Annotated in this window: 20 protein-coding genes; 10 read left to right on the top strand and 10 right to left on the bottom strand. The window is 55.2% G+C overall.

The features are described from left to right. The first annotated feature begins 19 nt into the window (after window positions 1–19). The 4 genes from V8L70_RS11655 to fhuF all read left to right on the top strand — a co-directional run bounded on the left by V8L70_RS11655 (window position 20) and on the right by fhuF (window position 3369). The gene (locus V8L70_RS11655) at window positions 20–952 is read left to right on the top strand and encodes a siderophore-interacting protein (RefSeq protein ID WP_101148015.1); all 933 of its coding nucleotides are present in this window, start codon (window positions 20–22) and stop codon (window positions 950–952) included. After that, window positions 945–1556 (top strand): cytochrome b, encoded by a 612-nt coding sequence (locus tag V8L70_RS11650; RefSeq protein WP_101148014.1) that lies wholly within the window; start codon window positions 945–947, stop codon window positions 1554–1556. The genes V8L70_RS11655 and V8L70_RS11650 overlap by 8 nt, the downstream gene beginning before the upstream one ends. Before the next feature lie 107 nt (window positions 1557–1663). After that, window positions 1664–2431, top strand: coding sequence for an ATP-binding cassette domain-containing protein (locus V8L70_RS11645; protein WP_101148013.1), 768 nt, complete (start codon window positions 1664–1666; stop codon window positions 2429–2431). A 149-nt stretch (window positions 2432–2580) separates the two neighbouring features. Next, window positions 2581–3369: a siderophore-iron reductase FhuF gene (fhuF, locus tag V8L70_RS11640; protein WP_101148012.1), complete on the top strand. Its 789-nt coding sequence runs from the start codon at window positions 2581–2583 to the stop codon at window positions 3367–3369. Between the two features lie 24 nt (window positions 3370–3393). On the opposite strand, the gene V8L70_RS11635 is transcribed toward fhuF, so the two are convergent. The 5 genes from V8L70_RS11635 to V8L70_RS11615 all read right to left on the bottom strand — a co-directional run bounded on the left by V8L70_RS11635 (window position 3394) and on the right by V8L70_RS11615 (window position 10196). Next, window positions 3394–5046, bottom strand: coding sequence for a multidrug ABC transporter permease/ATP-binding protein (locus V8L70_RS11635; RefSeq protein ID WP_101148011.1), 1653 nt, complete (start codon window positions 5044–5046; stop codon window positions 3394–3396). A gap of 139 nt (window positions 5047–5185) precedes the next feature. Then, on the bottom strand, window positions 5186–6274 hold the full coding sequence (locus V8L70_RS11630; RefSeq protein WP_101148010.1) for a DUF1513 domain-containing protein: 1089 nt from the start codon (window positions 6272–6274) through the stop codon (window positions 5186–5188). A gap of 3 nt (window positions 6275–6277) precedes the next feature. Next, a complete protein-coding gene (locus tag V8L70_RS11625; RefSeq protein WP_101148009.1) occupies window positions 6278–7303 on the bottom strand; it encodes an imelysin family protein in 1026 nt (341 codons plus the stop codon). 23 nt (window positions 7304–7326) lie between these two features. Further along, window positions 7327–8793 carry a di-heme oxidoreductase family protein gene (locus V8L70_RS11620; RefSeq protein ID WP_101148008.1) on the bottom strand — a complete coding sequence of 489 codons (1467 nt, stop codon included), beginning with the start codon at window positions 8791–8793 and terminating at the stop codon, window positions 7327–7329. A 107-nt stretch (window positions 8794–8900) separates the two neighbouring features. Continuing rightward, window positions 8901–10196, bottom strand: coding sequence for an imelysin family protein (locus V8L70_RS11615; RefSeq protein ID WP_198556155.1), 1296 nt, complete (start codon window positions 10194–10196; stop codon window positions 8901–8903). 207 nt (window positions 10197–10403) lie between these two features. On the opposite strand from V8L70_RS11615, the gene V8L70_RS11610 reads away from it, so the two are divergent. After that, window positions 10404–11270 carry a LysR family transcriptional regulator ArgP gene (locus V8L70_RS11610; RefSeq protein ID WP_008957758.1) on the top strand — a complete coding sequence of 289 codons (867 nt, stop codon included), beginning with the start codon at window positions 10404–10406 and terminating at the stop codon, window positions 11268–11270. 230 nt (window positions 11271–11500) lie between these two features. Next, a complete protein-coding gene (locus V8L70_RS11605) occupies window positions 11501–13309 on the top strand; it encodes a sensor domain-containing diguanylate cyclase (RefSeq protein WP_101148007.1) in 1809 nt (602 codons plus the stop codon). Between the two features lie 2 nt (window positions 13310–13311). Here V8L70_RS11605 and V8L70_RS11600 read toward each other — a convergent pair whose 3' ends face one another. Together V8L70_RS11600 and V8L70_RS11595 are read right to left on the bottom strand one after the other, a co-directional pair. Then, on the bottom strand, window positions 13312–13869 hold the full coding sequence (locus V8L70_RS11600) for a cytochrome b (protein ID WP_101148006.1): 558 nt from the start codon (window positions 13867–13869) through the stop codon (window positions 13312–13314). A gap of 170 nt (window positions 13870–14039) precedes the next feature. After that, window positions 14040–14903, bottom strand: a complete 864-nt coding sequence (locus V8L70_RS11595; protein ID WP_008957761.1) for a LysR substrate-binding domain-containing protein — start codon at window positions 14901–14903, stop codon at window positions 14040–14042. A gap of 101 nt (window positions 14904–15004) precedes the next feature. On the opposite strand from V8L70_RS11595, the gene V8L70_RS11590 reads away from it, so the two are divergent. After that, window positions 15005–15883, top strand: a complete 879-nt coding sequence (locus V8L70_RS11590) for a DMT family transporter (RefSeq protein ID WP_101148005.1) — start codon at window positions 15005–15007, stop codon at window positions 15881–15883. A 2-nt stretch (window positions 15884–15885) separates the two neighbouring features. Here V8L70_RS11590 and V8L70_RS11585 read toward each other — a convergent pair whose 3' ends face one another. Together V8L70_RS11585 and V8L70_RS11580 are read right to left on the bottom strand one after the other, a co-directional pair. After that, window positions 15886–16377, bottom strand: coding sequence for an NUDIX hydrolase (locus V8L70_RS11585; protein WP_101148004.1), 492 nt, complete (start codon window positions 16375–16377; stop codon window positions 15886–15888). Between the two features lie 125 nt (window positions 16378–16502). Further along, window positions 16503–17573, bottom strand: coding sequence for a hypothetical protein (locus V8L70_RS11580; RefSeq protein WP_101148003.1), 1071 nt, complete (start codon window positions 17571–17573; stop codon window positions 16503–16505). A gap of 325 nt (window positions 17574–17898) precedes the next feature. On the opposite strand from V8L70_RS11580, the gene V8L70_RS11575 reads away from it, so the two are divergent. The 3 genes from V8L70_RS11575 to V8L70_RS11565 all read left to right on the top strand — a co-directional run bounded on the left by V8L70_RS11575 (window position 17899) and on the right by V8L70_RS11565 (window position 22359). Then, a complete protein-coding gene (locus tag V8L70_RS11575) occupies window positions 17899–18279 on the top strand; it encodes a septal ring lytic transglycosylase RlpA family protein (RefSeq protein ID WP_101148002.1) in 381 nt (126 codons plus the stop codon). A 259-nt stretch (window positions 18280–18538) separates the two neighbouring features. Continuing rightward, window positions 18539–19543, top strand: a complete 1005-nt coding sequence (locus tag V8L70_RS11570) for an NADP-dependent oxidoreductase (protein ID WP_101148001.1) — start codon at window positions 18539–18541, stop codon at window positions 19541–19543. A gap of 269 nt (window positions 19544–19812) precedes the next feature. Further along, a complete protein-coding gene (locus V8L70_RS11565; RefSeq protein WP_101148000.1) occupies window positions 19813–22359 on the top strand; it encodes a glucose/quinate/shikimate family membrane-bound PQQ-dependent dehydrogenase in 2547 nt (848 codons plus the stop codon). Window positions 22360–22436: 77 nt separating this feature from the next. Here the strand turns inward: V8L70_RS11565 and V8L70_RS11560 are convergent, their stop codons facing one another. Beyond that, the gene (locus V8L70_RS11560; RefSeq protein WP_101147999.1) at window positions 22437–24527 is read right to left on the bottom strand and encodes a TonB-dependent receptor family protein; all 2091 of its coding nucleotides are present in this window, start codon (window positions 24525–24527) and stop codon (window positions 22437–22439) included. Window positions 24528–24599 lie beyond the last annotated feature (72 nt).

Genomic DNA, 24599 nt, shown 5'->3' with positions numbered 1-24599 from the left:
TATCAAGGGAGGCAATTCTATGGCAGCCAAACCGAGCTACCAGCTATTCGATATCACCCTCGCCCGGCGCACCCAAGTCAGCGCCTCATTAGTTCGATTTACGTTCAGCGGCCCCGCCGTTAGCCAGATGACCACTTACGCACCGGATCAGCGCGTCAAACTGTTCTTCCCGGAAGGAGACGGTACTCTCGACCCTTTATTTGAAATCGCCAAACTGGATGAGCACGACTGGTATAGCGCCTACCGTGCCCTGCCGGATGCCAAGCGACCTTCCGCGCGCACTTACACTATCCGCGCTCTGCGCCCGGAAAAAGCCGAGGTGGACGTGGAGTTCGTGCTCCACGGTGACACGGGGCCCGCATCACGCTGGGCAATGCATGCCCGCCCCGGCGACCGCTTGGCCATGACAGCTCCTACCGCCAATGCGGATGGCCCAAAGCTAGGCTACGAGTGGAAGCCGCCCCAAGGCGTACGCCGTATTCTGATCATCGCCGATGAAACCGCCCTACCCGCTGCTGCCGGCATTCTGGAAACCCTTGATGATTTGCCGCTCAAACCCAAAGTCGAAGCGCTGTTCGAAGTGCCTCGTGGCGACGACGTTCAGCCGCTGCCCCAGGCCGCCAAGCTGCGCTGGCTGGCCCGCGACGCTGAACCGGGCTGCCAACACGGTGAACTGCTAATGCGAGCGCTGCGTGATATCGATTTACAAAAAGAAATTCAAGCGCTAGGCGGCACACCTACGTCACCCACTCCCCAGGACAAAAGCGACGATGAGGAGGGACCACTCTGGGAACCCGCCACCCTGGATGACAGCGCACCCTTCTACGCCTGGATCGCCGCTGAAACCAAGGTCGCCATGCAGCTGCGCCGCTATTTGATTAACGAGTGCGGGCTACCAAAACAGTACGTTACCAGCATGGGCTACTGGCGCCTGGGCAAGGCCAATGGTTAAGGGAACAGCAAACAACACGGCGCTAAACAGTAGCCACACAAGCAAGCCCGCTCACACGCCTCTTGGCTGGCGAGACAGCCCGCATCACTTTGGGCGTATTAGTCGGGCTTTACACTGGCTTACGGCGGCGCTGGTTTTATTTCAATTTATCGTCGTACTGGCTTGGCGAGCCATGGGCGAAAACTCACTCACAGTCTTCCTATCAAGCATTGGCCCGCACGGTTCCCTGGGCTTGCTAATCTTACTCGTGACCCTGGCCCGCCTTGGCTGGGCATTGAGTAATCGTCAGCATCGCCCACTGGCTCCACCGGGAATTAGTGGTCAAATGGCACGTATCGTCCATATCACCTTTTATGGACTGCTGCTGTGGCTGCCCGCTTTTGGTCTATTGCGCCAGTACGGCCGTGGTGGAGCACTCCAATTCTACGGCCTTGATTTACTGCCCGAAGCAGAGCGTAACATCACCTGGATGATGGCTCCTGCCGGCGTGCTGCATAGTCCACTCTCCTGGCTGCTCTTTGGACTCATCATCGGCCATATCGTTATTGCCCTGGTTCGTCGCTTATGGCTCAGGGATTCAATATGGGCGCGTTTGATGGGTTAAAGGAGCCGAGGTTGATAGACATTTTATTATTGCCACCAGGTTACAAATGAGAACTATTAGCACTAGAATGTACCTACTACTCTTTACCCTTCCGCCAGGAGTCATTCATGTTCGAGGTCAAAGGCGCCACCTTTGAAATCAATGGCAAGCCGCTTTTAGCGCCCATTGAACACACCTTTCATGAGGGCAAGGTATACGGTCTGATTGGCCATAACGGCTCGGGAAAATCGACGTTAATTAAGCTAATGGCCCAGCAGCAGCCTACCTCCCAGGGCAATATCCACTTTGACCAACGCCCGCTCAATGAGTGGGGAAACCGCGAGTTCGCACGCCAAGTAGCGTATTTGCCACAGCATTTGCCGAGTGCCGAAAACTTGACCGGGCGTGAGCTGGTGGGCTTCGGCCGCTATCCTTGGCATGGGCTCTTGGGGCGTCATACGCAAAAAGATAAAGACGCCGTAGAGCGCGCTATTGCCCTCACGCACACCGAAGCATTTGCAGACCGCCTAGTGGATACGCTCTCCGGAGGGGAACGCCAGCGGGTATGGCTGGCGATGCTACTCGCCCAGGGCAGCCGATTCCTGCTGCTGGACGAGCCGCTAGCGGCGCTGGATATCGCCCACCAAATCGAAGTACTGGCGCTAATCCGCAAGCTGTGCGATGAGCTAAACCTTGGGGTGATTATTGTACTGCACGATATCAACATGGCTTCGCGCTACTGTGACGAACTGATGGCACTGCACAGCGGTCGCTTACTGGCCCATGGCAGCCCGGGTGATTTGATGAGCTGCAGCACCTTAGAGGCGATTTATGGCCTACCGATGCAGGTCATGAAGCATCCCAACGGAGAGCACAATATCGCCGTGGCACAATAACGTTATTCTCCGAGGCCAAAGGCTTTTAAAAGCACTCATTCGCAAGCAAACGCTTCAACTGATACGCATTATCGATTAAGCTGGATACCGTATTTCCCCTGTGTGCTGTGTCAAAACCCTGCGCTAAATCCCTGTGATGGAGCCTCGCGATGCCCTCTGCTCTGCGTCAGCCGCAACTGTTCGAGCCTTCATTGGCCGCCTGCTACACCGGGCCGTTGGCGAACTTTACGCCGCCGTTAATAGGTGGAACGCCACCGCTGGAAGCGTTCAAAACAGCTCGTTGGCGGGATGCCGATTGGCTCAAAGAGGATCTCTCCCGCTTCGCTGAACAGTACCCAGGCGGAGACAAGCGGGCAGTGGTATCGATCTGGTCGAAATGGCACTTAAGCGCACTAACCGTTCCCACACTCACAGCCAACCTGCTGCTTAACCGTGACCTGCCGGTGGGGCTGGACGACATGCAGGTTATCTTTAACGATAAGGGCGCCACCTCTCAGCTGTGGTTGCCCCACGAAGGCACGCCAATATCCACTCAAGATCCGTTTGAGCGTTTTGCTACCCTGATTGAGCAGCACTGGGCACCGTTGATTGAGCAATTAGCAGCTATCTCCGGCGCTGCACAGCGGGTGTTCTGGAGCAATGCCGGTGGCTATCTGGACTTCTACGTCAACGCACTAGGCGAGCATCCGCTTGCTAATCGGCAGGCGTTTGAGGCCGCCAAGGCGTTGCTGGAAGCGCGCAACCTGCCCAACGGCAAGCGCAACCCGTTGTTTCAGCCGGTGCGTTACTTTACGCCCAAGGGTAGTGAGGAAGTTAAGCGGGTGCGCAAGCTCTGCTGCCTGCGCTATTTACTGGATGAGTTTGATACCTGCGGCACCTGCCCGCTAGAGGGCTGCGACCTGGAAGCGCGTAAGCGCGCCAGGCAGGTCGCCCGTTAAAACGTTAGCTATTTTTAACGCTGGTTAGATATTAATTTGCGCAACTGCATCTTCGCTTGCCCGCGCACGCTGCTCGCCTTTCAGCTCGCTAAGCTGCCCCTTCGACATCTCCAGCAACCGATCAGCGTGGGCGAAGTAGCTGTCGTCATGGCTAATGGCAAACACGGTTTTACCCATTGCTTTTAAGTGCGGTAACAGCTCGCGGTAGAACAGACGCCGGAACTGGGGGTCTTGATCCGCCGCCCACTCGTCGAGCAGCAAGATGTCACGCTTTTCGGCAATTGCCAGCAAAAGCGCTAGGCGTTTACGCTGCCCTTGGGAGAGCTGAGTGCTAATAACGCGATCCCCCTCCCACTGCAATTTGTGCTGCATCTGCAGTCGCTCAAGCCAGGTATCAACGACCTCTGGGTCAGCAGGTAGCCCTTCAGGGCCCATTGCTTGATCAAACTGATGGAAATCGGTAAACACGCTGGCAAAACGGGCACGGAAAGCCTCCCATTGAGCAGCAGTGACCACCTGCCCATCAATTTTAATAGTGCCACTTTGGGGACGGTATAACCCCGAGAGCAGCCTTGCCAGAGTCGACTTACCACTGCCGTTGCCGCCGATCAAAAACACCTGTTCACCACGCTCTAGGGTCATATTGAGTGGCCCCACCTGAAAGCCCTCGCCCTGGGCAGTGTTCGGGTAGTGATAAGTGACTTCCTCCAGCTCCAGACGCTGCCAATCAGTCAGCGTATCGTCCACTGCAAAACCTGGCTGGTATTCGGCTAGCTCCAGACTGCTCAGCTTATCAAAGGCGACCTGGGCACTAATCAGTGTTGGCCAAGCGCCCACCGCCTGAATCAGCGGCGTGCGCAGAAACAAAAGTGTCAGTGCAAAGGTGGAAGCCACCGTGGTATTGGCCCAGCCCAGCCCATTAGAGAGAAAAAACACCACGCCGATTGCGCCCAACATCATGATGTTGGACCAGTTATTGGCACTGAGGTGGTAGGTATCGGCACGGATGATGTGGTAACGGTAGTCCTGGGCATTGAGAGTGTAACGCTCGTCAAAAAAGCGCCGGGCGCGGTCGCGGTTGAGCGCCAATTCCTTGCGCCCTTCAATCGCCGATTGATAATCCTTGTAAAGGCGATCCTCGCTCTCCCGCACTAGATGAAAGTGGCGATACACTTTGGAGACCAGCCACCAGCCCACCCCCATCGTGAAAGTGATCCATAGCACGGTGATGACCACCATTTGGGGCGAGAGCCACGCCAAATAGGCGACCGAAGCCAGCGTCAGCACGACGCCTTGAATCAGTTCCGGCAGGCGCACAAAACCAATGGTGATGTTGCGCACATCGCTGGAAAGGCTGGCCAGCAAGGTGGAGTTACCCAACTGCTCCAAACGCTCAATATCAGTATCTAGAATTCGCTTCACTAGGCGGGAGCGTAGATCGAATACAAAGTGATGACCCAGCAAAGTAAGCGCCAACTGCGTACCCAGCGTCACCGCCAGCAATACCGCTAACAAGCCTAAAAACTGCGGCAACGCCGCCAAACTGCCGACCTCAATTAAGCGCTGATTGATGAAGGCAATCACCCCGACCCCTAAGCCAGCGCTCAATAGGCTCAGCGCAATGGCGCCCAAAAAAGGCCAGCGGTAGTGACGAAATACTAAACGAAGCAGTTCCATGGGTCTCCTTGCCTTCCTGAAAAGAGCGCTGAAGTCTAACAGCGCCGCCGCTCACCAAGAAGGAGTCATTAACATTGGGTGATTATGTGGCAACCGGGTCACTGGTGCGGAATACTATCCCAAGCCGCTTTTCTGAAAATCATGTCAGATGGTTATCCCAGCGCAGTTCCAGGCTGGCGAGAAGCTCGGGCATCGCTAAGTCAGGCGTAACACGGTAGAGCCCGCCCTGGCCGGAGGAGACCAGAAAACCGCCGTTACCGTCGCAGCGGGCGCCGGCGGCGTCGGGCAGCGCCAGGCTGGCAACAAGCTTACCTTGCTCGGCATCCAGCAGCAGTACCCGGTTGCCGCGAGGGGCAGTCACCAGGACATTGTCAGAATCACGGCTAAACGCCACGCTGGCAGTGTAGTGCTTTAGACTGGTGGTGACTTCATCGTCAAGCGTCAGCTCAGAGAAATGACCATCACTATCAAGTCGGCAGATCAGCGGATGGGTTTCCCACTCAGGGCCTTCAAACTGGTAGCCAGCGATCACGGTACCGTCCGCCGCCACATCCAGATGACGACAGCTGAGCTGGTGGTGCGAAGGTTCGTGACGTGCCAGTATCTCCCCGCTGTGGCGATTCAGCAGCATCAGCGCTGGTGCCATGGTATCAAGATTGAGTTTAACCCGGCCGTAGTCAGGATGAGTCTGGATCCCCCCCAAGCCAATCACCAGGGTATCGCCATCCGGCATCAGCCGAAGCTCATGGGGCCCAATACCGCCCAGCGGCATATCGCGCACATGGGCGTAGTCGTTGGCAGCGTCGTAAACGCGCACTAGCCCGGCGCTGTCCTCCAAACGATTGGCGGTGACATACAGATAGCGCCCGTTCAGGTCGAACACGCCATGCCCGTAGAAGTGGTAGCCCTTTCCGGCCGCAATGGTGTGGGCTAATTGACGGCTGTCGCCATCGATCACATACATCCGCGTGCCAGGGCGGCGAGCAAACAATACTGCCTGGCGGGAATCTGGCCGCAGACAGCCGCCGTGGCAGCGTTCGGGTACTTCGATCATAAAGCGGGTCTGGCCATCCAATGCCACCCCGGCGATGTAATGCGCCCCGCTAGGGTCGTCTACCGCGCTGAACAGCCACGCGGCTTCCTCGCGCGCGGGCAGCGCCCAGCTCAACGGGGTTAGCGCCAGGGCCACACTGCTCAGCCCTGCTTTGAGTATTTGTCGTCGCTGCATAGTTCAATCCCCATCGCTGGAGTTAAAGCCGCGCACCAGCCCCAATTGACCTGCGATCTCGTTACCCAGCAGATGGCGTAGCTGGCTGATGTCGAGGTAGAGCGACTGCAGGCCGCGAAACGCCTCTTCGTTTTTAAGGGAAGGCACCAAGCCCGGTGGCAAGTCGCTGGCCTGAACGAGTGTTTTATCCAACTGATCACGGAACGCCTCGGCGAGCGGCAGCGCATTAGCCTCGCGCAACAGCGCGGTGAGCCCCGGCAAAAAGCCGGTACGCAGGCCCTCCAGGCTGCTCTCTACCAATCGAACCGTTTGTCCGCTTCGCCACGCTTCCGCCAAGTAGCCGTTGGCGGGTGCGCCTTTAAGGCCCATGGGCTCACCGAGCCGTTTATCTTCGAGTATTTCGAGAGCCTGGATGGCGCTCGCCAGCGTGGTCTCCGTGTAGTCAGGAGTCTCAAGATAGTGCTCGCCAAAGGCCTGCCAGTCGCGATGCAGCGCGCTTGTGGTATCCGCAAGATGCGTGGTGATGGCCTGCATCAGCGAGCAGGCTCCAGGGTCGCTCAGGGCCTGTTCGTCCATGGCGTCGTCATAAAGCAAGTATTCAAGGGCGGGAAAACCTTGGATCGCCACGCTGTCACTGGCGATATCTTGGGCATCTGGGGCGTCGGCTGCCTTCAGCCAGCCGCGCACCTTACTGCCCACCAGGTTTTTACGGTCTGGCCAGAACTGCAGCTGCCAGCCTCGGCTATTCTGCTCAACCGGACCGAACTGAATAAAACGCACCGCCTGCCAGGCTTGATAGGCGCTCAGCCAGTCATTTTCCAGGCGCTGCCTGAGTGCTTCGTCTGGGCTCTGGCAAAAACGTGCGGCGCTGGCTTCCAGGCGTTCGGAGGCGGCGCTGAGTTCGGCATACTGAAGCTCTACCGCGCCGTGCCACATTTCCCGCGGCGTAGGGGTGTCCGTAGCAAAAGAGAGCGGCGCTGCAAGTAGCGCGCAGGCCAGCAAACTCAGGCGGCGAAAAGATGCGATCACGTTAACTCCTTAACAATAATGACTTACAGGGATTCTAGGAAACGGATAAGTTCCGCTCGCTGGTCGGCGGGCAATGCGCGATAGCTCTGGGTGGCACTTTCTGCCTCGCCACCGTGCCAGAGTATCGCCTCTTCCAAAGTGCGGGCGCGACCATCGTGGAGAAAACCAGCCCGAGGATTAACCGTTTGCGCCAAGCCAATACCCCACAGCGGCGGGGTGCGCCATTCTCGGCCATCGGCCTGGAACTCACTACGATGATCAGCCAGGGCATCGCCCAGATCGTGGAGCAGTAGGTCGCTATAAGGCCATATCTCCTGCCCCGCCAACGCCGGACGGGGGGCGTCCGCAGCAGTGCGCTGGCGCGGCGTATGGCAGCTCGCACAGCCGAGCGCGTTAAAACGCTCAGCGCCCTGTTTCACCGCTGGGTCATCCATATTGCGGCGCATTGGCACCGCCAGACTGGAGGCGTAGAAGGTCACGAAGTCGGCCACGTCATCGCTGACTTCGGGCGTGCCACCATTAGGAAAAGCATCGCACCCCTGGCTCTCCATGCAGTCGGTTTGCGGTACCAGACTGGAGGTCAGCCCCATATCCCCAGCAAAGGCGTGCAGGCCCTGCTGCTCAATGCTGGGCTCACCGGCTTTCCAGCCGAAACGCCCTAGCACCGGGGTGCCACTGCGCACATCCCACACTTGGTTATAGCGGCCGGAAATCCCGTCGCCATCGGCGTCTTCAGGGTCAGCGGCAGCGATAAGGTCAGCTTCAGGAATCGCTTCTAGCAGGCCCAGGCCAATCATTGGCGGTGCCAGCCGCGGCGAGGTTTGCAGTGACTCCGGCAGCTCCCCGTAGGCGGGCTCGGCAATCGAGTAAATCGGCTCCTGCAAGGTGACGCTGGTGCCATCGGTGAAGCTCACTTCCCGAGGGCGATACTCAATCACCAGTTTGGCCTCGGGCTTGGCACCGCTAATCGCCGCGGTTTGTAGCTGCAAACCATAATTAGGTACCGGAAGCGCGCCTCGCTGCCCCAGTGTCTCTGGGTTCGCTTGGCTAGCGGGTAGCGAGAGGCGCAGAAACAGCGCGATGGGGTTTTCGTCGCCGGTGGGTGGGTGCCCCCGACCATCCTTAAGGTGGCAGCCCTGGCAGCTATTGGTATTCAGGAGTGGCCCCAGGCCATCCCGGGCCTCGGTGCTGGCGGGCGCCGCCACCCAAGGGTTGCGAAAGAAGCTGTTGCCAACGCTGAAATCCAGCCGCTTGGTCATCGACATATTACTCAGCGGCAATGAATAGGCGTTATGGTCAAACTGCTCTACCGAGCCATCGCCGCCACTCATGGGCGAGGTCTGTATAGGCGGCAACTGAATAGGGTAATCCTGGGTAGGTGATTCGGCTCCCTGCAGGGGCGTGGCCAGCAAGAACAGTAATAAACTGCTGTGGGCTAATGTGCTGGGCACCCACTTGGCTAAGACAATAAACCGGAGTAAGCGGTACATGGTGATACCTTGCGAGGGATGATACTGAATACGAGCCATTCGACAAAAACCAACAGAGCCGCTCGATAGCAACACTATCGGCGGCTCATGGTAGACGCTAGTCCAGCCTAGAACCGGTGACCGGCATCATCAGGCTGCAGGGAGGTCACGCCCAGATCGCCTGCGGCCTGTTCGATAGACCCTGTTTGCGCCACTAGGGTAAGGATCGCCTCGTTGATCAGTTCACTGCCCCGCTCGTTACCCGGGGCGATCATCATATCGAAGGCCATCGGCGAGCTTTCCGCTTCAGCCGCCTCCTTGATAGCATCAAGCCGCGCCATCGTGGCTTCTAGCTGCTCATGGAGTGTATCGGCCAGCTCAGCATTTTGCTGAGATAACAGGTCTTGCAGCGAAGGTCCCTCTACCACACTGCCATCAAGGCGCTGATAGCTGCCGGTGTAGATATTCTGGATACCCTGGCCGTTGTAGTAGTGGGAGTTGTGGGTATTATCGCTGAAGCAGTCGTGCTCATCCTCAAAAGAGTTGGCTTCCAGGGCGACCTTTAATCGCTCACCCGCCAGCTCGCCCAGAGAGAGCGAACCCATGCCGAACAGCATACGGCGCAGGCCCTCCTGATCGCTTTCGGCAAGCAACTCCAGGCGGTAGTTACCCTCAGTTTCCGGCGCCCACTGGGCCACCATCCACTCAAGGTCGTCAACGAGCAGGTCGGACACCGCATCCAGGTAGCTACCGCGGCGATCGCAGTAGCCATGAGTGCACTCGTCGCCGATTTGGTAATCGCTTACCGGTCGTTCGCCGTTGCCTGCCTCAAAGCCATGCAGATCCTGCCCCCAGAGCAGAAACTCGATGGCGTGATAGCCGCTGGCGACGTTGGCCTCCGAGCCGCCTATTTCGTTCAGGTCAGCAAGGAGTTCCGGGGTAATATCGCTAACGTCCAGAGTTTCGCCGCCGACAGTGATTTGCTCGTTGGCAATAATATTGGCGGTGGCGCCCTCGTTACCCAGTTCATGCTGGTAGTCGTCGCCTTCGACATAATCGATCATGCCTTCGTCCAGAGGCCAGGCGTTGAGCTGCCCTTCCCAGTCGTCCACCACCGCATTACCGAAACGAAACACTTCGCTCTGCTGATAAGGCACCCGCGCCTGCAGCCAGGCTTGCTTGGCTGCGCTCAGTGTTTCAGCCGTGGGATTGGCGAGCAATTCGTCGATACGCTCGTTCAATGCTTGGGCAGCCTTCAGTGCATCGGCGTAATTGGCATGCGCCAAATCGGCGTAGTGATTAACCACGGCGTCAGCGCTAACGGTGTCGGCAGCAGCGGTGTCGATAGCAACTGGGGCAAAAGGCATCAGCGCGCTAAGCGCAACGATGCCAGCAAGAGGGCGACGGAGCATGATGGCGGGCATTACGGTGTCCTTTAGGCTGTGGCATTACAGAAACTACTCACATAAAGTGCTAGGCAACCCGTGAGGATTCTGATGCTCTAGCTCTGCCTGAAATGTAATTCATTAGCTTATGAGATTCAATCCTATTTGAATCTAAATAAAAAGCGCTACACCGTTTTAACGCCATTTTTTGCCTTATGTCACTTAGTGCTACCGTGGGAAACCGTCATGCTCGATTACAAATTACTTCATGCTTTGGCGACCGTGGTGGAGTGCGGCGGCTTTGAGCGCGCGGGGGATGAATTGGGACTGTCACAATCTGCCGTGTCCCAACGTATAAAAGCACTAGAAATTCGCCTTGGTCAGCCAGTGTTGGTTCGGCACCCGCATTTAGCTCCAACCCCTGCTGGCCAGCGGCTGTTAACCCACTACCAGCAGGTACAGCTATTAGAGCGTGACCTGCGTGGCTCACTACCCACCTTAGATGATCAGGCGCCGCGCCTGCGTATTGCGATTAATGCGGACAGCCTAGTCACCTGGTGGGCCGAGGCTGTTGCCACTATTTGTCAACAAGAAGGCGTGTTACTGGACCTTGTGATTGAAGATCAAGATGTCGGACTCAAGCGGTTGCGCGATGGAGATGTAGCGGCCTGCCTATGCGCCACACCGCAACCGATTGCGGGTGCGCGTTGCGTAGCGCTGGGAGAAATGCGCTATCACCCGTTGGCGACACCCGCTTACGTTGAGCGCTATTTTTCAGATGGCCCGACAACAGAGAACTTTCAGCGTGCACCAGCCATCGTTTTCGGCCCCCACGATCAGTTGCAGCATCGGTTTATGGCGCTGTTTGGTTTCCACAGCCACTTTCCTTATCACCTCTGCCCCTCTTCGGAGGGCTTTGTTCGTTTAGCCGCCGCAGGGATTGGCTATGGCATGATGCCGCAATTACAGACGAGAGAATTAATGCAAAGTGGTCAACTGGTCAGCGTGGCGCCAGGCCACTCTTTATCGGTGCCGCTCTACTGGCATTTTTGGCGTCACAGCGGAGAATTAATTCAACGACTTACCCAACATTTAGGTCATATCTTTTATTAAGTATGGAAGTTTTAAACAGTTAATTTTACAAACTTGTCTACACTGAAAGTGCCCATCAAACAGCACAGAAAAATTTGGTGATGATATTTTCTCCTGCTGCATTAGTGCCAAACGGCGAGTAAATTGCACGTTTACCTAAGCGCTATAATATAACGATGGGCGGCCCCTGGTATGGGTAAGGGAACCCAGGGAACAAAGAGCGGAATAAAAACTAAAAAAAGCGATGTGATATGCATGTTCGACGTTTAAAGGCAGGTGTTTATATCGGCCTACTGCTGCTGTTGGCTGGATGTTGGATACCTTGGGCACATGCAAATACCCTCTTATCAGCAGCGCCAAACCAGGCGAGCTACTCGCTTGCTCCTTACAGTGAATTTTGGCATGCAACTGATAAATCAATCACGCTAAATAACTTACTCTCTCACCCGCCTAATTTTAAGCACTCCCATCACGAAGAGAATTTAAACTTCGGCTATACCCGTCATGATGTGTGGCTTAGAACACAAGTGCGTAATGACTCGCCGGAAACCCAGCGCTGGATGGTACAGTTTGAGTACCCATTCTTGGATTACGTCACACTTTACACACTGCGCCAACAGGGCATTGAGGCGCAGCGCAGCGGTAGTGCAGTCCCGGTTGAACAGCGCGCCCTAGCCCATCGTCAGGCGGTTTTTTCACTGGAGCTTGCTGCCCATGAGCAAGTAACTCTGTATACCCATGTGGCTGCCTCAGGCAGCAAAATGCTCAACTACAAGCTAATAACGCCCGAGGCGTTTTATACCCAAAACGATCGCCATAATTTTTGGCTGGCTACCTACTTCGGCATGCTGCTGGCAATGGGTTTATATAACTTATTGCTATTTTTTGGCTTAAAGGAACGGGTTTTTCTTCACTATTCGCTCTTTGTCGGCGGCTTTGCTCTCGCTATTCTGACCTTTAACGGCATCGGTACACTGATGTTTTGGAGCTTTCTGGGTGACAACACGGCTCGTCTCGTGGCACTCGGTTTTACCTTCGCTTCCACCATGGCCACGCTATTTGCGCAAAGCTTTCTTAACACGAAGACCTATTGTCCTCGCTGGCACAACGTATTGAGTACCTTTCGCAGTTACTGCTGGTTGACAGTGATTGCCACACTGTTATTACCCACTCCCTCGGCGCTTCACCTCATGGATGTGACGGGCTTTATGGCCGCTTTACTGCTCCTGCTATGCGGCAGCTACTGTAGTTTGCAACGCGTACCCAGTGCGCGTCTGTTTGTATTTGCTTGGTCACTATTTTTACTAGGTACTGGTGTCTTTGCGCTGCGTAACCTGAGCCTACTTCCAGCCAACTTTATTACTCTGCACGGTATTCAAATTGGCTCAGCGCTGGAAATGTTATTGCTCTCGTTTGCCTTAGCATCGCGCTTCAATAAACTTAAACGGCAAAAAGAGAGAACTCAAAGCGCGATGTTGGCAGCACTCAAGAAACAGGAAACCCTGTTGGAACGAAAAGTCGCTGCCCGCACCAAAGCATTGGAGCATTTGGCCAATCATGATGTACTCACTAGCCTGCTGAATCGCCATGGACTGATGCGTTCTGCCGAAGGAGCGCTACAGCGTAATCGTCAGCATGGTCATCGTTTGGCGCTATTAATGCTCGACCTGGATCGCTTTAAGCCTATTAACGATAATTATGGTCATGAAGCAGGCGACTTCGTTTTACAGAAAATAGCCAAACGCATCGTCCACTTAGCGCGCACCAATGATCACTGTGCCCGGTATGGAGGCGATGAGTTCATTATTATCATGGAGAATATAGGAACCGGCGATACGCTAGCGCCTATTCTGGCGCGTATTGACCAAGCCATCTGTTCGCCGATCAACCTTCCCGGCGGTGAGCAAGTCAGCGTTAGCGTCAGTATTGGAGTAAGCACCTGTCACGGCACAGAGGCTGCAACGCTTGAAAGCTTGCTGAGTGAAGCTGATAGCAATATGTATGCAGTTAAATCAAGCCAAGCCGCCGCTTACTATCGCTACGGCTCGGCGAGTTCTTAATTCTAGTCAAACAGGCTCATGCGCTTCATAACGTTGTCACGCTTGATTTTCCAATGGAATAACGCGCCAGCAACGTGCAGTACCACTAAACCTAAAATGATCCAACCTAACCGCCCATGCCACATAAAAAGTTGTTCAGAGAGCTGCTCACGCTCAGCAAGTAAACCGGGCAAATGCCAGTGGAAAAACTCTACCGGAAAGCCGCCGCTAGCAGTGGCGGCCCAGCCCAGTAAAGGCATAATAATGAGCGCTAAATAGAGCAGATGGTGCACACTGGAGCTAACAATCCGCTCGAACGCATTTAAAGGTGGTTCATGATCTGGGACCACAAACGCCAGCCGGGTAATAATGCGCAGCGTCATCAGCAATAATATCAATACGCCGAGCGTTTTATGGCTGGTATAAAGCAAGTTCGTGAGCGTATTGCCTACCAACGCAACGGTGCGTTCAAACCCCAGAAAGCCTAGCGTTAAACCGCTAGCCAACGAGAGTAACACGGCACCCGCCACTAGCCAGTGCAGCACCCGGTGCGGGTAGATATAATGATCCAGTTCGTGCATGTAGTGCTCCTAACAGCAAATTTATTTGCTTTTTAGTCTAGTCAGTAACGTTCCCTTTCGCTGATTAAAGCACTTCGCTGCCCTCAACGTTAAGTGTTACTTTTACCCAATGCTTCTCGTCTACTACCTGCTGGGAACGGTTGCATCGCTACGGTCGGTATTTATATAGCCTAGTCAGGCACGGCTAATTGCTCACGTATTAACTCACCCAAGCGCCGCGCTGGCTCTGAGGGCCGGTGGGGTGCGCGGTGAAGCGCCAGCTCAATCATTGGCAGCGCAGGCAGGCCACTGCTCTCATCCAGTGGCCTTAGCGCCGGCGTCAGCATGCTGCGCGTCACCACCACTATCGCGAGCCCCGCGGTCACAATCGGCGCCAGCCCGGCCATTGATTGGCTGGTATAGGCAACACGCCAACTGCGCCCTGCCGACTGCAGCGCCTGCTCGGCGACTTCACGAAACACGTCAGCCCCCGGCGAATAAAGCGCTAACGGCAGTGGATCGCTTAGCAGCGGCTGCTGGTACATTCCAACGGCCCACAGCAAAGGCTCTCGACGGATTACATCGCCCCCTGGTGAGTTGCGTTGGCGTGTCACCAGTGCCAGATCAAGCTCTTTGGCTTTTACCTGCTCTACGAGATGGGCGCTGGTACCGCAGATCACCTTGAGTCCCACCGCCGGATAGAGCTGATTAAAGTAAGCAAACACCGAGGGCAGCAGCGAGGCGTAATCTTCGGGTATGCCTAACGTGAGGTCACCGGTAACTTGGCGCGCCTGCATATCACTCCATGCTTCATCATTAAGCGCTAGCAGCCGCCGAGCATGATTAAGTAGGCGCTCGCCTTCTGATGTAAAGCGTATTCGCCGCCCTTCCCGCTCGTGCAGTGTTAGCGATAACTGCGCCTCCAGCCTCTGCAGCTGCATACTCACCGTAGACTGCGTGTAAGCCAAGCGTTTGGCGGCGGCGGTCACACTGCCGGTATCCGAAATTGCCACCAGGGTACGAAGCAGGGTTAGGTCTAAGGTGGGCGCGCGCATATATCACCATTCTTGATTAAAATGATCATAAAAGATCGATATTGTGATGCATTGATGATGAGTATGCTGCTCGGCACATGCTCAAATCAAGGAGACTTCCGATGCATCGCGCTCACTCCCCCGCCCTTTTTCCACGTTGGTACAGTGTTGGTGCGGCACTGGTGGCCGTGATGCTTTGGAGTGCAGCGCCGCTGCTGGCAGAGTTTGCCAAGGCGACGCCACCTTTACAGCTAACCGCAGTAACACTGCTTGCGGGGGCGCTGGCAACGCTACCGCTGAGCCGCCGCGTTAATGTTGCTGCCAGCGGCGCGGGTTGGAAGTTAAGTGTCTGGGTGGGCATCCCGTTGCTTATTTTTGGTGCTGTGAGTACTTACTTTATTGGTATGCGGCTAGCGCCCGCCGCTGAAGCGGCGCTGATTACTTATACCTGGCCAGTGCTCTTTGTGCTGCTGAGTCAGTGGAGCCGCTTTGGCCGTCTGCGCATCGCAGGCGTTGTCGGTGCGCTGATAGCGTTTTCAGGCGCAGCGTTACTGCTGGTTCCTCAAGCCATCAGCGGCGGATTAGGGGGCGCCACCACTGGCTATGCTCTAGCGCTGCTGGCTGCCTGCTGTTGGGCACTCTATTCATGGCTCAGCCAGGCAGCCCCAGTGGCGTTGACACCGCTACTGCCACGACTGCTGCTGATCGCTTGTGCTATTGCCGTGGCCGCTAGCCTGCTACTTGAAGGACAACTCCCTTTACCCAGCGGGGAAGCGTTACTAGCAGGCATTGCACTGGGGTTAGGCCCTTACGGCGTGGCCATGGTGGCATGGGATAAAGCACTCCGCTGGGGGCACGCCAGCCTAGTGGGCAGCTTAGCGTATGGCGTGCCGATTCTGGCCGCCCTGCTACTGGTTCTAGCAGGCATGAGTGTGCTCGACTGGCGCTTACCCACAGCGGCAGTGCTGGTGGTGGTTGGCTGCCTTAAAGCTGGCCGCTAGGCTTACTTAAACAGATTCACCTCGGCTACTTTAGTCACTGGCTCGCTAGATAGAATGTCGTCGAGTAATTCAGGTAACCACCCGGGTTTAAAAAGCGCGGGGTCGGCCTCGCGCATCTCTTCCAGCGTCCACCAATGCCTGGCATGAACAGTAGAAGGCTCTTCATCGCTCCACTGGGCAGTGGCAATTTCAGCCATTGGCGGGCAGCGCACCAGAAAGTAGCGTTCAAGCCAGCGGGCTGGCGGAGAGCCTGCCACGGCGCCTATGTCATCTCGTTCGCGCAATAGCGGGCCGATGGGGCAGGTCAACCCCGTTTCTTCCTTCAGCTCGCGCATTGCCGTGCTGGGATAATCCTCTCCCTCAAGCAATTCGCCGCCTACGGTGGTCCAAAAAGGCGCTTGATGCTCATCATGATAGCGAAAAAGCAGTAGCTGGCCTTGCGGGTCAACCACCATTAAACGTGCTGAGCGGTGTGTTTTGATTTGTTGGTTCATAAGCGATCCATGCCTATTATTGAATTGCAGTAAACAGTGCTAAAGCAGACACAATGCGTGCTTTTGGCAATGCCTCTTCAGCCTAGCTGGTTTAAATAGATTTACCGGGATAAGTGAGCTAGTCATTACAGCTCAGGAGGAATTTCCGTCGGTTCCATTTCCACATTTAATTCGAACAAACCGCTGCCGGTAGCGCTAAAACCGCTTGCGCTTACTGTGTAAGTACCAGGCAGCAATTGCTCTTGAAGACGGGAATCGGTGCCCCCTGCGCCATCGTCGTCGCTGGCTGCAACGCCTTGACCACTAATTTCAATCAATGTATCGAAATCAGCGGAGCGCATTTCTATGGTAACCAACGAGCTCTCTTCCAGCTCCAGCTGATAGATCAGTGGTTCACCGCTGTACCAACCACTTAGCGATCCATCGGCAGTGAGTGACCCCTCGTTGCGCAGCTCGCCATCGCCCGGTAATTCGTGAGGCGCCACTAAAAGGGTATAAACACCATTGCCATCGTCATAAGCACTGCGCGCGGTCAGCGTGTATTCACCGGGCTCAAAGAAATCGGCAATGCGGGCGTCTAAATCACCGGCGCTGTCATCATCTTCACGGGTATAGCCGTTGGGTCCTTCTATGGCTAAATAGGGGTCAAAATCATCAGAGCGCATTTCAAGCTGGTAAAGACCCGCCTCTTCTATGTTCAGCGCTATTTCATCGGCATCGCCCTGCAACCAGCTGTCGAATGGTTCGCCTATTGTCACCGTGTCGGCATCGGTGAGCTCTACGCTGCGGCTATCAATGGTAAATGGGCCATAGCTATAAGCATCGGCCCCGCTTACCACCACCACATAATCACCGCTTTCTTCGATGCGGTGGCGCACAACAGGCGCATTATCGAGCAACTGCAGCTGATCATCGTAAAGGGCCACAACGCCTTCCAAGGCACCATCAAGAGAGATTTCAACAATTTCATCTTCTTCTAGCGAGATTGCATAGCGCACAAAGCGGCTGCCATCGTTCCCGTTAAGTTCGCTCGCCAAGGTTATTTCCCCGCGTAAAGGCTCTGTAAGTATGAGCCTCTTGGTGGGCTTATCCTCAGCAGTTTGCAGCTGCAAGGGAATAACCTGAGCAGCCAGAAAACCGACGGTAGCGCCGCCCAACGCCACCAATACAAATGCTAGCGAAGCCGATTTAGCCATGAACGATCCCTTGTTAAGTTGTAATGACAATCATTAATAAATTAAGCAAACGTGATTATAAGATGCTTAGCGAAATCAAGTGAGCGTTTGATAAAAAATACTGCATTGCACAAATCTGTATTTTTACTAACTTAACCCTTGGACTGATAAGTCACTGAAACTCAAGGGCACGAACATTGCGATTAAAAAATCTTGAAATTGAACCTAATTGCGTCGATCTTCTCAAAGCTTGCTGACCCGCAACGACAAGGGTACTATCGCAAGGCCTACTCGGCACCTCATCAAAGAATGCGGGATCCGTAATACGCAAAACTGAGGTACTCCTATGGGAGCCCACAAACGACTGATCCGAACGATTTGTTTGGCAGCGGTAGTAGTTGGTAGCGCTGCTAATAGTGCTTTCGCACACGAAACAGATACACAGGAAGGCGTCGCCTCCTTTTACAGTGACCGCTTTCAAGGAGCCACCACAGCGAGTGGAGAGCCCTTTGACCAGCAGGCACTGACAGCCGCCCACCCTAGTTTGCCGTTTGGCACGAAGGTGTTGGTGACGCGCCCGGACACGGGGCAAAAGGTAGAAGTAATGATCAATGACCGCGGCCCCTTCGTTAAAGGGCGCATTATTGATTTATCCAAACGCGCGGCAGTGAAGCTTGGCATGCTACGCCGCGGTACAGCACCGGTTATGGTAACGCTGTTGGATTAACGGATAACACATTCTTGGTTGGTGTGTGATACCCCTTAGCCTAATTAATGCGACAGTAAACCAGTCAAAATAGTGCCACTCTATAAATACAGGGCGACCAGCAATGGTCGCCCTGTTTCTTTTGAGGTGCTTTATCTCCTACCGCTTTCTCATGCATGGCGAACTTGCAAGCAAGCTAATGGTCTCTATGCTGCAAGGAGTTCAACGCGCTTAGCTGAAACAGATAGCTCAAGGCGCCATTTATTCGCAGGAGGCATTTATGCAGTCACAGTTTTATACGCTTACTGATTACCCCAAGGGCCTACCCGATCGCTCTCTGTTTAAACTGGAGACGCAAACGCTGCCTGAGCTAGCCGACGGAGAAGTGCGAATTCGTAATCGCTGGCTCTCTGTGGATCCTTATATGCGGGGCCGCATGAATGGCGTTCGCACGTATGTAGACCCATTTGAACTCGGCCAACCCATGGAAGGCGGCGCCATTGGCGAAGTGATCGAATCCAATGACGCAAGCCTCAAGGTGGGCGATCGTGTCAGCCATATGGGCGGCTGGCGTGATATTGCCCAACTGCCTGCCCAAGGGGTGACGCCACTACCCGACCTTGATGTTCCTGAACAGGCTTACCTGGGTGTGTTAGGCATGCCCGGCATGACCGCCTGGACCGGTCTTAATTTGATTGCTGAGTGCAAACCGGGCGATAACGTTCTGGTCAGTGCGGCCAGCGGTGCAGTTGGCTCATTGGCGGTTCAGTTAGCCAAAGCAAAAGGCTGCCATGTAGTGGGCATTGCAGGCGCTGCCCATAAGCTCGCTTGGCTTGAGTCACTGGGTGTCGAACCGGTCAGCTATCGCGATCGCAATGCGCATGAATTAAGCGACGCCATTAAGCTCGCAAGCCCCAACGGTATTGATGTGTATTATGAAAATGTGGGTGGCATTTGCCTGGAAGCTGCCCTCAGCCAGTTAAATGAAGGCGCCAGAATCGCAGTGTGCGGTATGATCGACAGTTACAACGACGCAGAGCCCACTCCAGGCCCCAGCAACCTGTCGCAACTGGTCACCCGTAAAGCTAAAATGCAGGGCTTTATCGTGGCGGATCACTGGTCGAGTTATCCCTACTTCCTAAACGAAGTGGCCCCGCAAGTCGCCGCTGGCAAACTGGCTTATAAAGAAACCGTGAAAGAGGGTTTAGAGAGCACCCCAGAGGCTTTCTTAGCCCTGTTTGAGGGCGGCAATACCGGTAAGATGCTGGTCAAACTAGACAGCTAATCGTTGCGTTAGATTAAACTTACAGGTGCTCCCTACCCCACCCCCCAAAAGCCGCGCTACGTTGATAGTGCGGCTTTTTTATTGATCATTGTTCGCACTGGCCAACCAGAAATCATTAGACCAAAAGCGAATTGATTATTAAAATCGATTAGCTATTGAGATGTGTTTTAACCCATCGGCCTTGCTGATGGGTTAGGGCACTTTGCGGAATCGCCGCTTAGCAGCCACTGCCAAGTGGCATTCACTCGTTGTTAAATAGGGGTTACCTCATGGATGAACACTCACGTACGCACAGCAGATGGCCGCTATTACTGCTTGGCCTTTTGCTAGTTGCGGCGGGACTTGCCTTGGCCATTGGCGGCGGCAAGCTGCTTAGCGTAGGCGGCAGTGCTTATTATTTAATTACCGGCATAGGCGTTATCGCCAGCGGTGTTTTACTGGCCATGCGCCAGGGCGCAGCGCTCTGGCTGTATGCGCTTATCTTGTTTGCGACGCTCGTATGGGCGTTATGGGAAGTCGGCTTAGACTGGTGGCAGTTGGTGCCACGCGTTGCGATTCTCTGTCTAATCGGGATTATTCTACTGCTTCCCTGGTGGCGTAAACCGTTACATTCACGGGGCGGCAGCTTGGCATTGGCAGGTAGCATTGTTGCTGCCATCTTGGTGGCTATTGCGAGTCAGCTGAGCGACCCAGACAGAATCGAAGGGACGATCTCCAACCCCAACGAAGCGGCTAGCACCGTTAACCCTGCGCAAGTAGCGGGAGACGACTGGCCTGCCTATGGCGGCACCAATGCAGGCACTCACTACTCATCGCTTGAACAGATTACGCCTGACAACATCGGTGAACTGGAAGAGGTATGGCGCATTCAAACCGGTGACGTGGCGGGGCCCAGCGCGCCGCCCGAAATCACCAACCAGAATACCCCGCTTAAAGTAAACGACAGCCTATATATTTGTACCTCGCACAGCCGCGCGATGGCGCTCTCCCCGGAAACAGGGGAAACATTGTGGGAGTTTGACCCAGAGGTTAGCACGCTGGGTGCCGAGGATTTCTCGCTCTGGGCCCATATGACCTGCCGCGGCCTCGCCTACTACGATGCAGCTAATTACGCGGCTGGCTCAGACACTAGCGAAGCAGCAGACGGCAACGAGACCGGCAACAATAGTGCCGCGACGAGTGATACCGCGCTCTCATTCGACATTTTCGATAACAGCGATATATTCAGCCTGGACCTCTCGTTCCTGTCTTTGATGTTTGGTGCTGAAGGCGCAGGTAACGCGCAACCCATGCTCAGCGAAACGGATGTCATGTGTCCACGCAGGCTTTACCTGCCCACCGCTGATGCACGTTTAATTGCGCTGAATGCCGACACAGGTGAACGGTGCGCCAACTTCGGCGAGAATGGTGAAGTCGACTTGACCAACAATATTGGCGACTTCGACCCTGGTGGTTACTACTCCACCTCGCCTGCAACGGTAACGGAAAACCTGGTTATTCTTGGCGGACACGTTACCGACAACAGTTCCACTGATGAGCCTTCTGGTGTCATTCGCGCTTTCGACGTGCATACCGGCGAGTTGGTGTGGAACTGGGATAGCGGCAACCCCGATGACACCGAACCACTAGCTGAAGGCGAAACCTACACACGTAACTCGCCTAACGTATGGGCGCCGATTAGCGTCGATGAAGAACTCGGCATGGTCTACCTGCCCATGGGCAACGCGACGCCTGACCAGTATGGCGCTAACCGTAGTGAAAACGATGAAACCTATAGCGCAGGTCTGGTAGCCCTTAATCTAGAAGATGGCCAAGTGGAATGGGTTTACCAGTTCGTTCACCACGACCTGTGGGACATGGACACACCTGCGCAACCGGTGCTGATTGACCTGGCCACAAATGAAGGTACCCAGCCCGCGGTGATTCAACCGACCAAGCAAGGCAGCCTTTACGTCTTGAACCGTGAAACCGGTGAGCCAATCGTGCCCATCGAAGAAGTGCCTGCGCCGCAAGGCGCTGTTGAAGGTGATTGGACAGCCGAAACCCAGCCACGCTCAGCGCTTAACCTACTGCCACCCCCGCTCACCGAGCGCGACATGTGGGGGGCGTCACCGTTTGACCAGATGATGTGCCGCATTCAGTTCAACTCGTTGCGTTATGAAGGACAGTACACACCGCCTTCGTTGGAAGGCAGTATTGTTTATCCGGGTAATGTCGGGGTAATGAACTGGGGTGGCGTCGCCGTTGACCCTGAACGCCAAGCACTATTCACCGGCGCTAAATACTTGGCATTTGTTTCCAAGTTGGTACCTCGCGAAGAGGTAGAAGAAGGACAAGGTTCGGCTAGCGAGCAGGGTTTGCAGCCTAATGCAGGCGCCCCCTATGCCGTTGAGCTTGGCCCACTGCTTTCCGTGCTAGGCCTGCCCTGCCAAGCGCCCTCATGGGGCGATGTGGCCGGTATCGATCTACAAAGCGCAGAAGTGGCATGGAAACACCGTAATGGTACGACACGCGACAGCATGCCGTTCGACCTGCCGATTGGGCTGAATGTCGGTGTTCCCGCACTCGGCGGCCCGATCACTACTGCGGGCGGTGTATCGTTTCTGAGCGGCACGCTGGATCAGTACCTGCGCGGTTACGACATCACCACTGGCGAAGAGCTGTATAAAGCGCGCCTGCCGGCAGGTGGCCAAGCCACCCCCATGACCTACACCGGCGAAGATGGTCGTCAGTACGTCGTGGTCACGGCGGGTGGTCACGGCACCTTTGGCACCAAGATGGGTGATTACGTGATTGGCTACGCGCTGCCTGAGTAACCGGTCGAGCTAATAGACTCACCAACGAGAACGGGCGACCCAATGGGCCGCCCGTTTTTATTTTATTTATGTAGCATTTAGAAACGTACTTCTAAGCCGCCATAAACACTGCGTCCTGGCGCGGGTTCGTAGAAACGGCCGAAATCAGGATCAGGGTTCAAGCGTACGTTGGCGTAGTGCTCTTCATCCAATAGATTGCGCACGCCAACATAAGCATTTAATCGCGTATCACTGCCCAACTGCCAACCATCGCCTACGCGTAGGTTCAACAGCCAGTAACTATCGACCTCAGTATCATTAGTGTTATCCGCCACCAAGTCACCCACGTATTGGGTTTCCAGGGTCGCAAAGCGCTCATCACTCCCTTGCCAGGTTAGCTGGTTGACCCAGGTCTGTTCGGGTAAGCCGGGGATGCGGTTGCCACCAAAGCTTTCCGTTGGTGTGGCAAATTGATCAAACTCATAGCGCGCCAGCGTCAGGGCGCTATCCAACCGCCACTGGTCGGCCAACTGCCAACCGAGCGCCAGCTCGATACCATCACGATCAGTATCACCCGCGTTCTGGTAGAAAGTACGGCTGTCTTCTTCCAACTCATAGGGCACTAACTCATTGCGTACGCGTACTGAAAACAGCGCCAGGTCATAATCCATCGCGAGCGGCTCCACATAACCTCGCAAGCCAGCCTCACGACTCCACGCTTTTTGTGGCTTAACACCCGGGTTAAAACCGCCACCCACCGGGTTTGCAAACTCTGAGAATGTCGGGGTTTCAAACGCCGTGCCGGTATTGATATAGGCTTGATGCTGGGGGCGATAACGATAGCTTAAACCTGCCGAACCGCTCCACTCATTGAAGGTTTGCTCGCCACTTTGATCGCCACCTTCATCGGCCAGATAGCGATCATCTATTTCTAATTCCACCCTATCGAAGCGCGCACCCAGCGAGAGCGTTACCTGCTCGGTCAATGCTAGATCACCCTGGGCAAACACCCCCGCCGAAGTCGCGGTTTGGGTCTCTTCAGCCGCTTGCTCGCCCACCACACCTCCGCCGTCTACATTATTGCGGAAACGATCGTCGTCTTGGCGGGCCACATCAACGCCGGTGATATAGCTCAGCGGTAGGCTGCCCAGGCTGATCTCATGATGATACTCGGCACTCGCGCCCAGGTAATCACGTTGGTAGCCGATGCGACTATCGCCCACATAGGGCAACTGCTGCTCAAAATCACGCTGGGCGACGAAACCTTTTAAGTAGAACTCGCCCGGGCCTGCGGACAAATCTTCGTACTGTAAACCAAGAAGTTGCTGATCAACACTTTGCCTTGAGTCGAGACGTGTAGGGGAATAAAACTCTGAGTCGACTGTACCTTGTGGATCATTTCTCGCGATTTCACGTGTAACGCCCCCCGCATCTTCAGAGCGGGGGTTATCGAGCAGATTGATAATCGCGGTTAACGCTCGGTCGCTGCCTAATTCGCGACGTAGCTTGGCGTTCAGCAGGTACTTTTCCGTGGAGCTCTGCTCTCGATAGCCATCGACATTAAGCGCTGAAAAGCTCACATGGTGCGACCAATCCCCTTGGGCGCCACCGGTTTGCACGACCGCCTTACGGTAGCCATCGCTTCCCACCTCGGTACGCACGCTTGAACCAGGGTTATCGCGCCCATCCGCTGTTGTGATATCAATCACTCCGCCTGCCGCATTGCCATAAAGCACCGAAGAAGGCCCACGGATGACTTCAATACGCTCGGCACTGTCCAGGTCAATGGCATCTAACTGCGCCTGACCGTCCGGCAGCGTGTAGGGAATACCATCGACCATCACGGTAATCCCGCGTACGCCAAACGGCGCGCGCGCACCAAAACCGCGGATGGAAATACGCTGTCCCTGTGCAAAGTTATCGCGGTTCTGCAAAAAAACACCCGGCACCCGCACCAGAGACTCATCCAATCGCGTGCGCTGCTGGCCTTGCGCAATGGCTTCGCGGTCAATGGTGGAAACCGCCGCGGGCGTATCATATAGCTCACGCGCCAAACGAGGCGCGGTCACCTCCACGGTGGCCAGGCTAGTGTTGTTCGTCGGGCCCTCTTGAGCCCAGCTTTGACTTGCTACAAAGCAGCTCAACACCCCTAAAGACGCGGTGGTGACTTTTAATGTTACGTTGGGCATGGGGTCCCTCCCAGATAGTGTTAGTGGAAAGTGAAAGTGTAAATGAACGATTTTCTATTGGGTCAGTCTCAG

It is taken from the genome of Vreelandella arctica, from assembly GCF_037070215.1.
GTDB classification, from domain to species: Bacteria; Pseudomonadota; Gammaproteobacteria; order Pseudomonadales; family Halomonadaceae; genus Vreelandella; species Vreelandella arctica.
The sequence above is the reverse complement of the archived record's forward strand: the minus strand, read 5'-3'. Positions and strand labels throughout refer to the sequence as shown.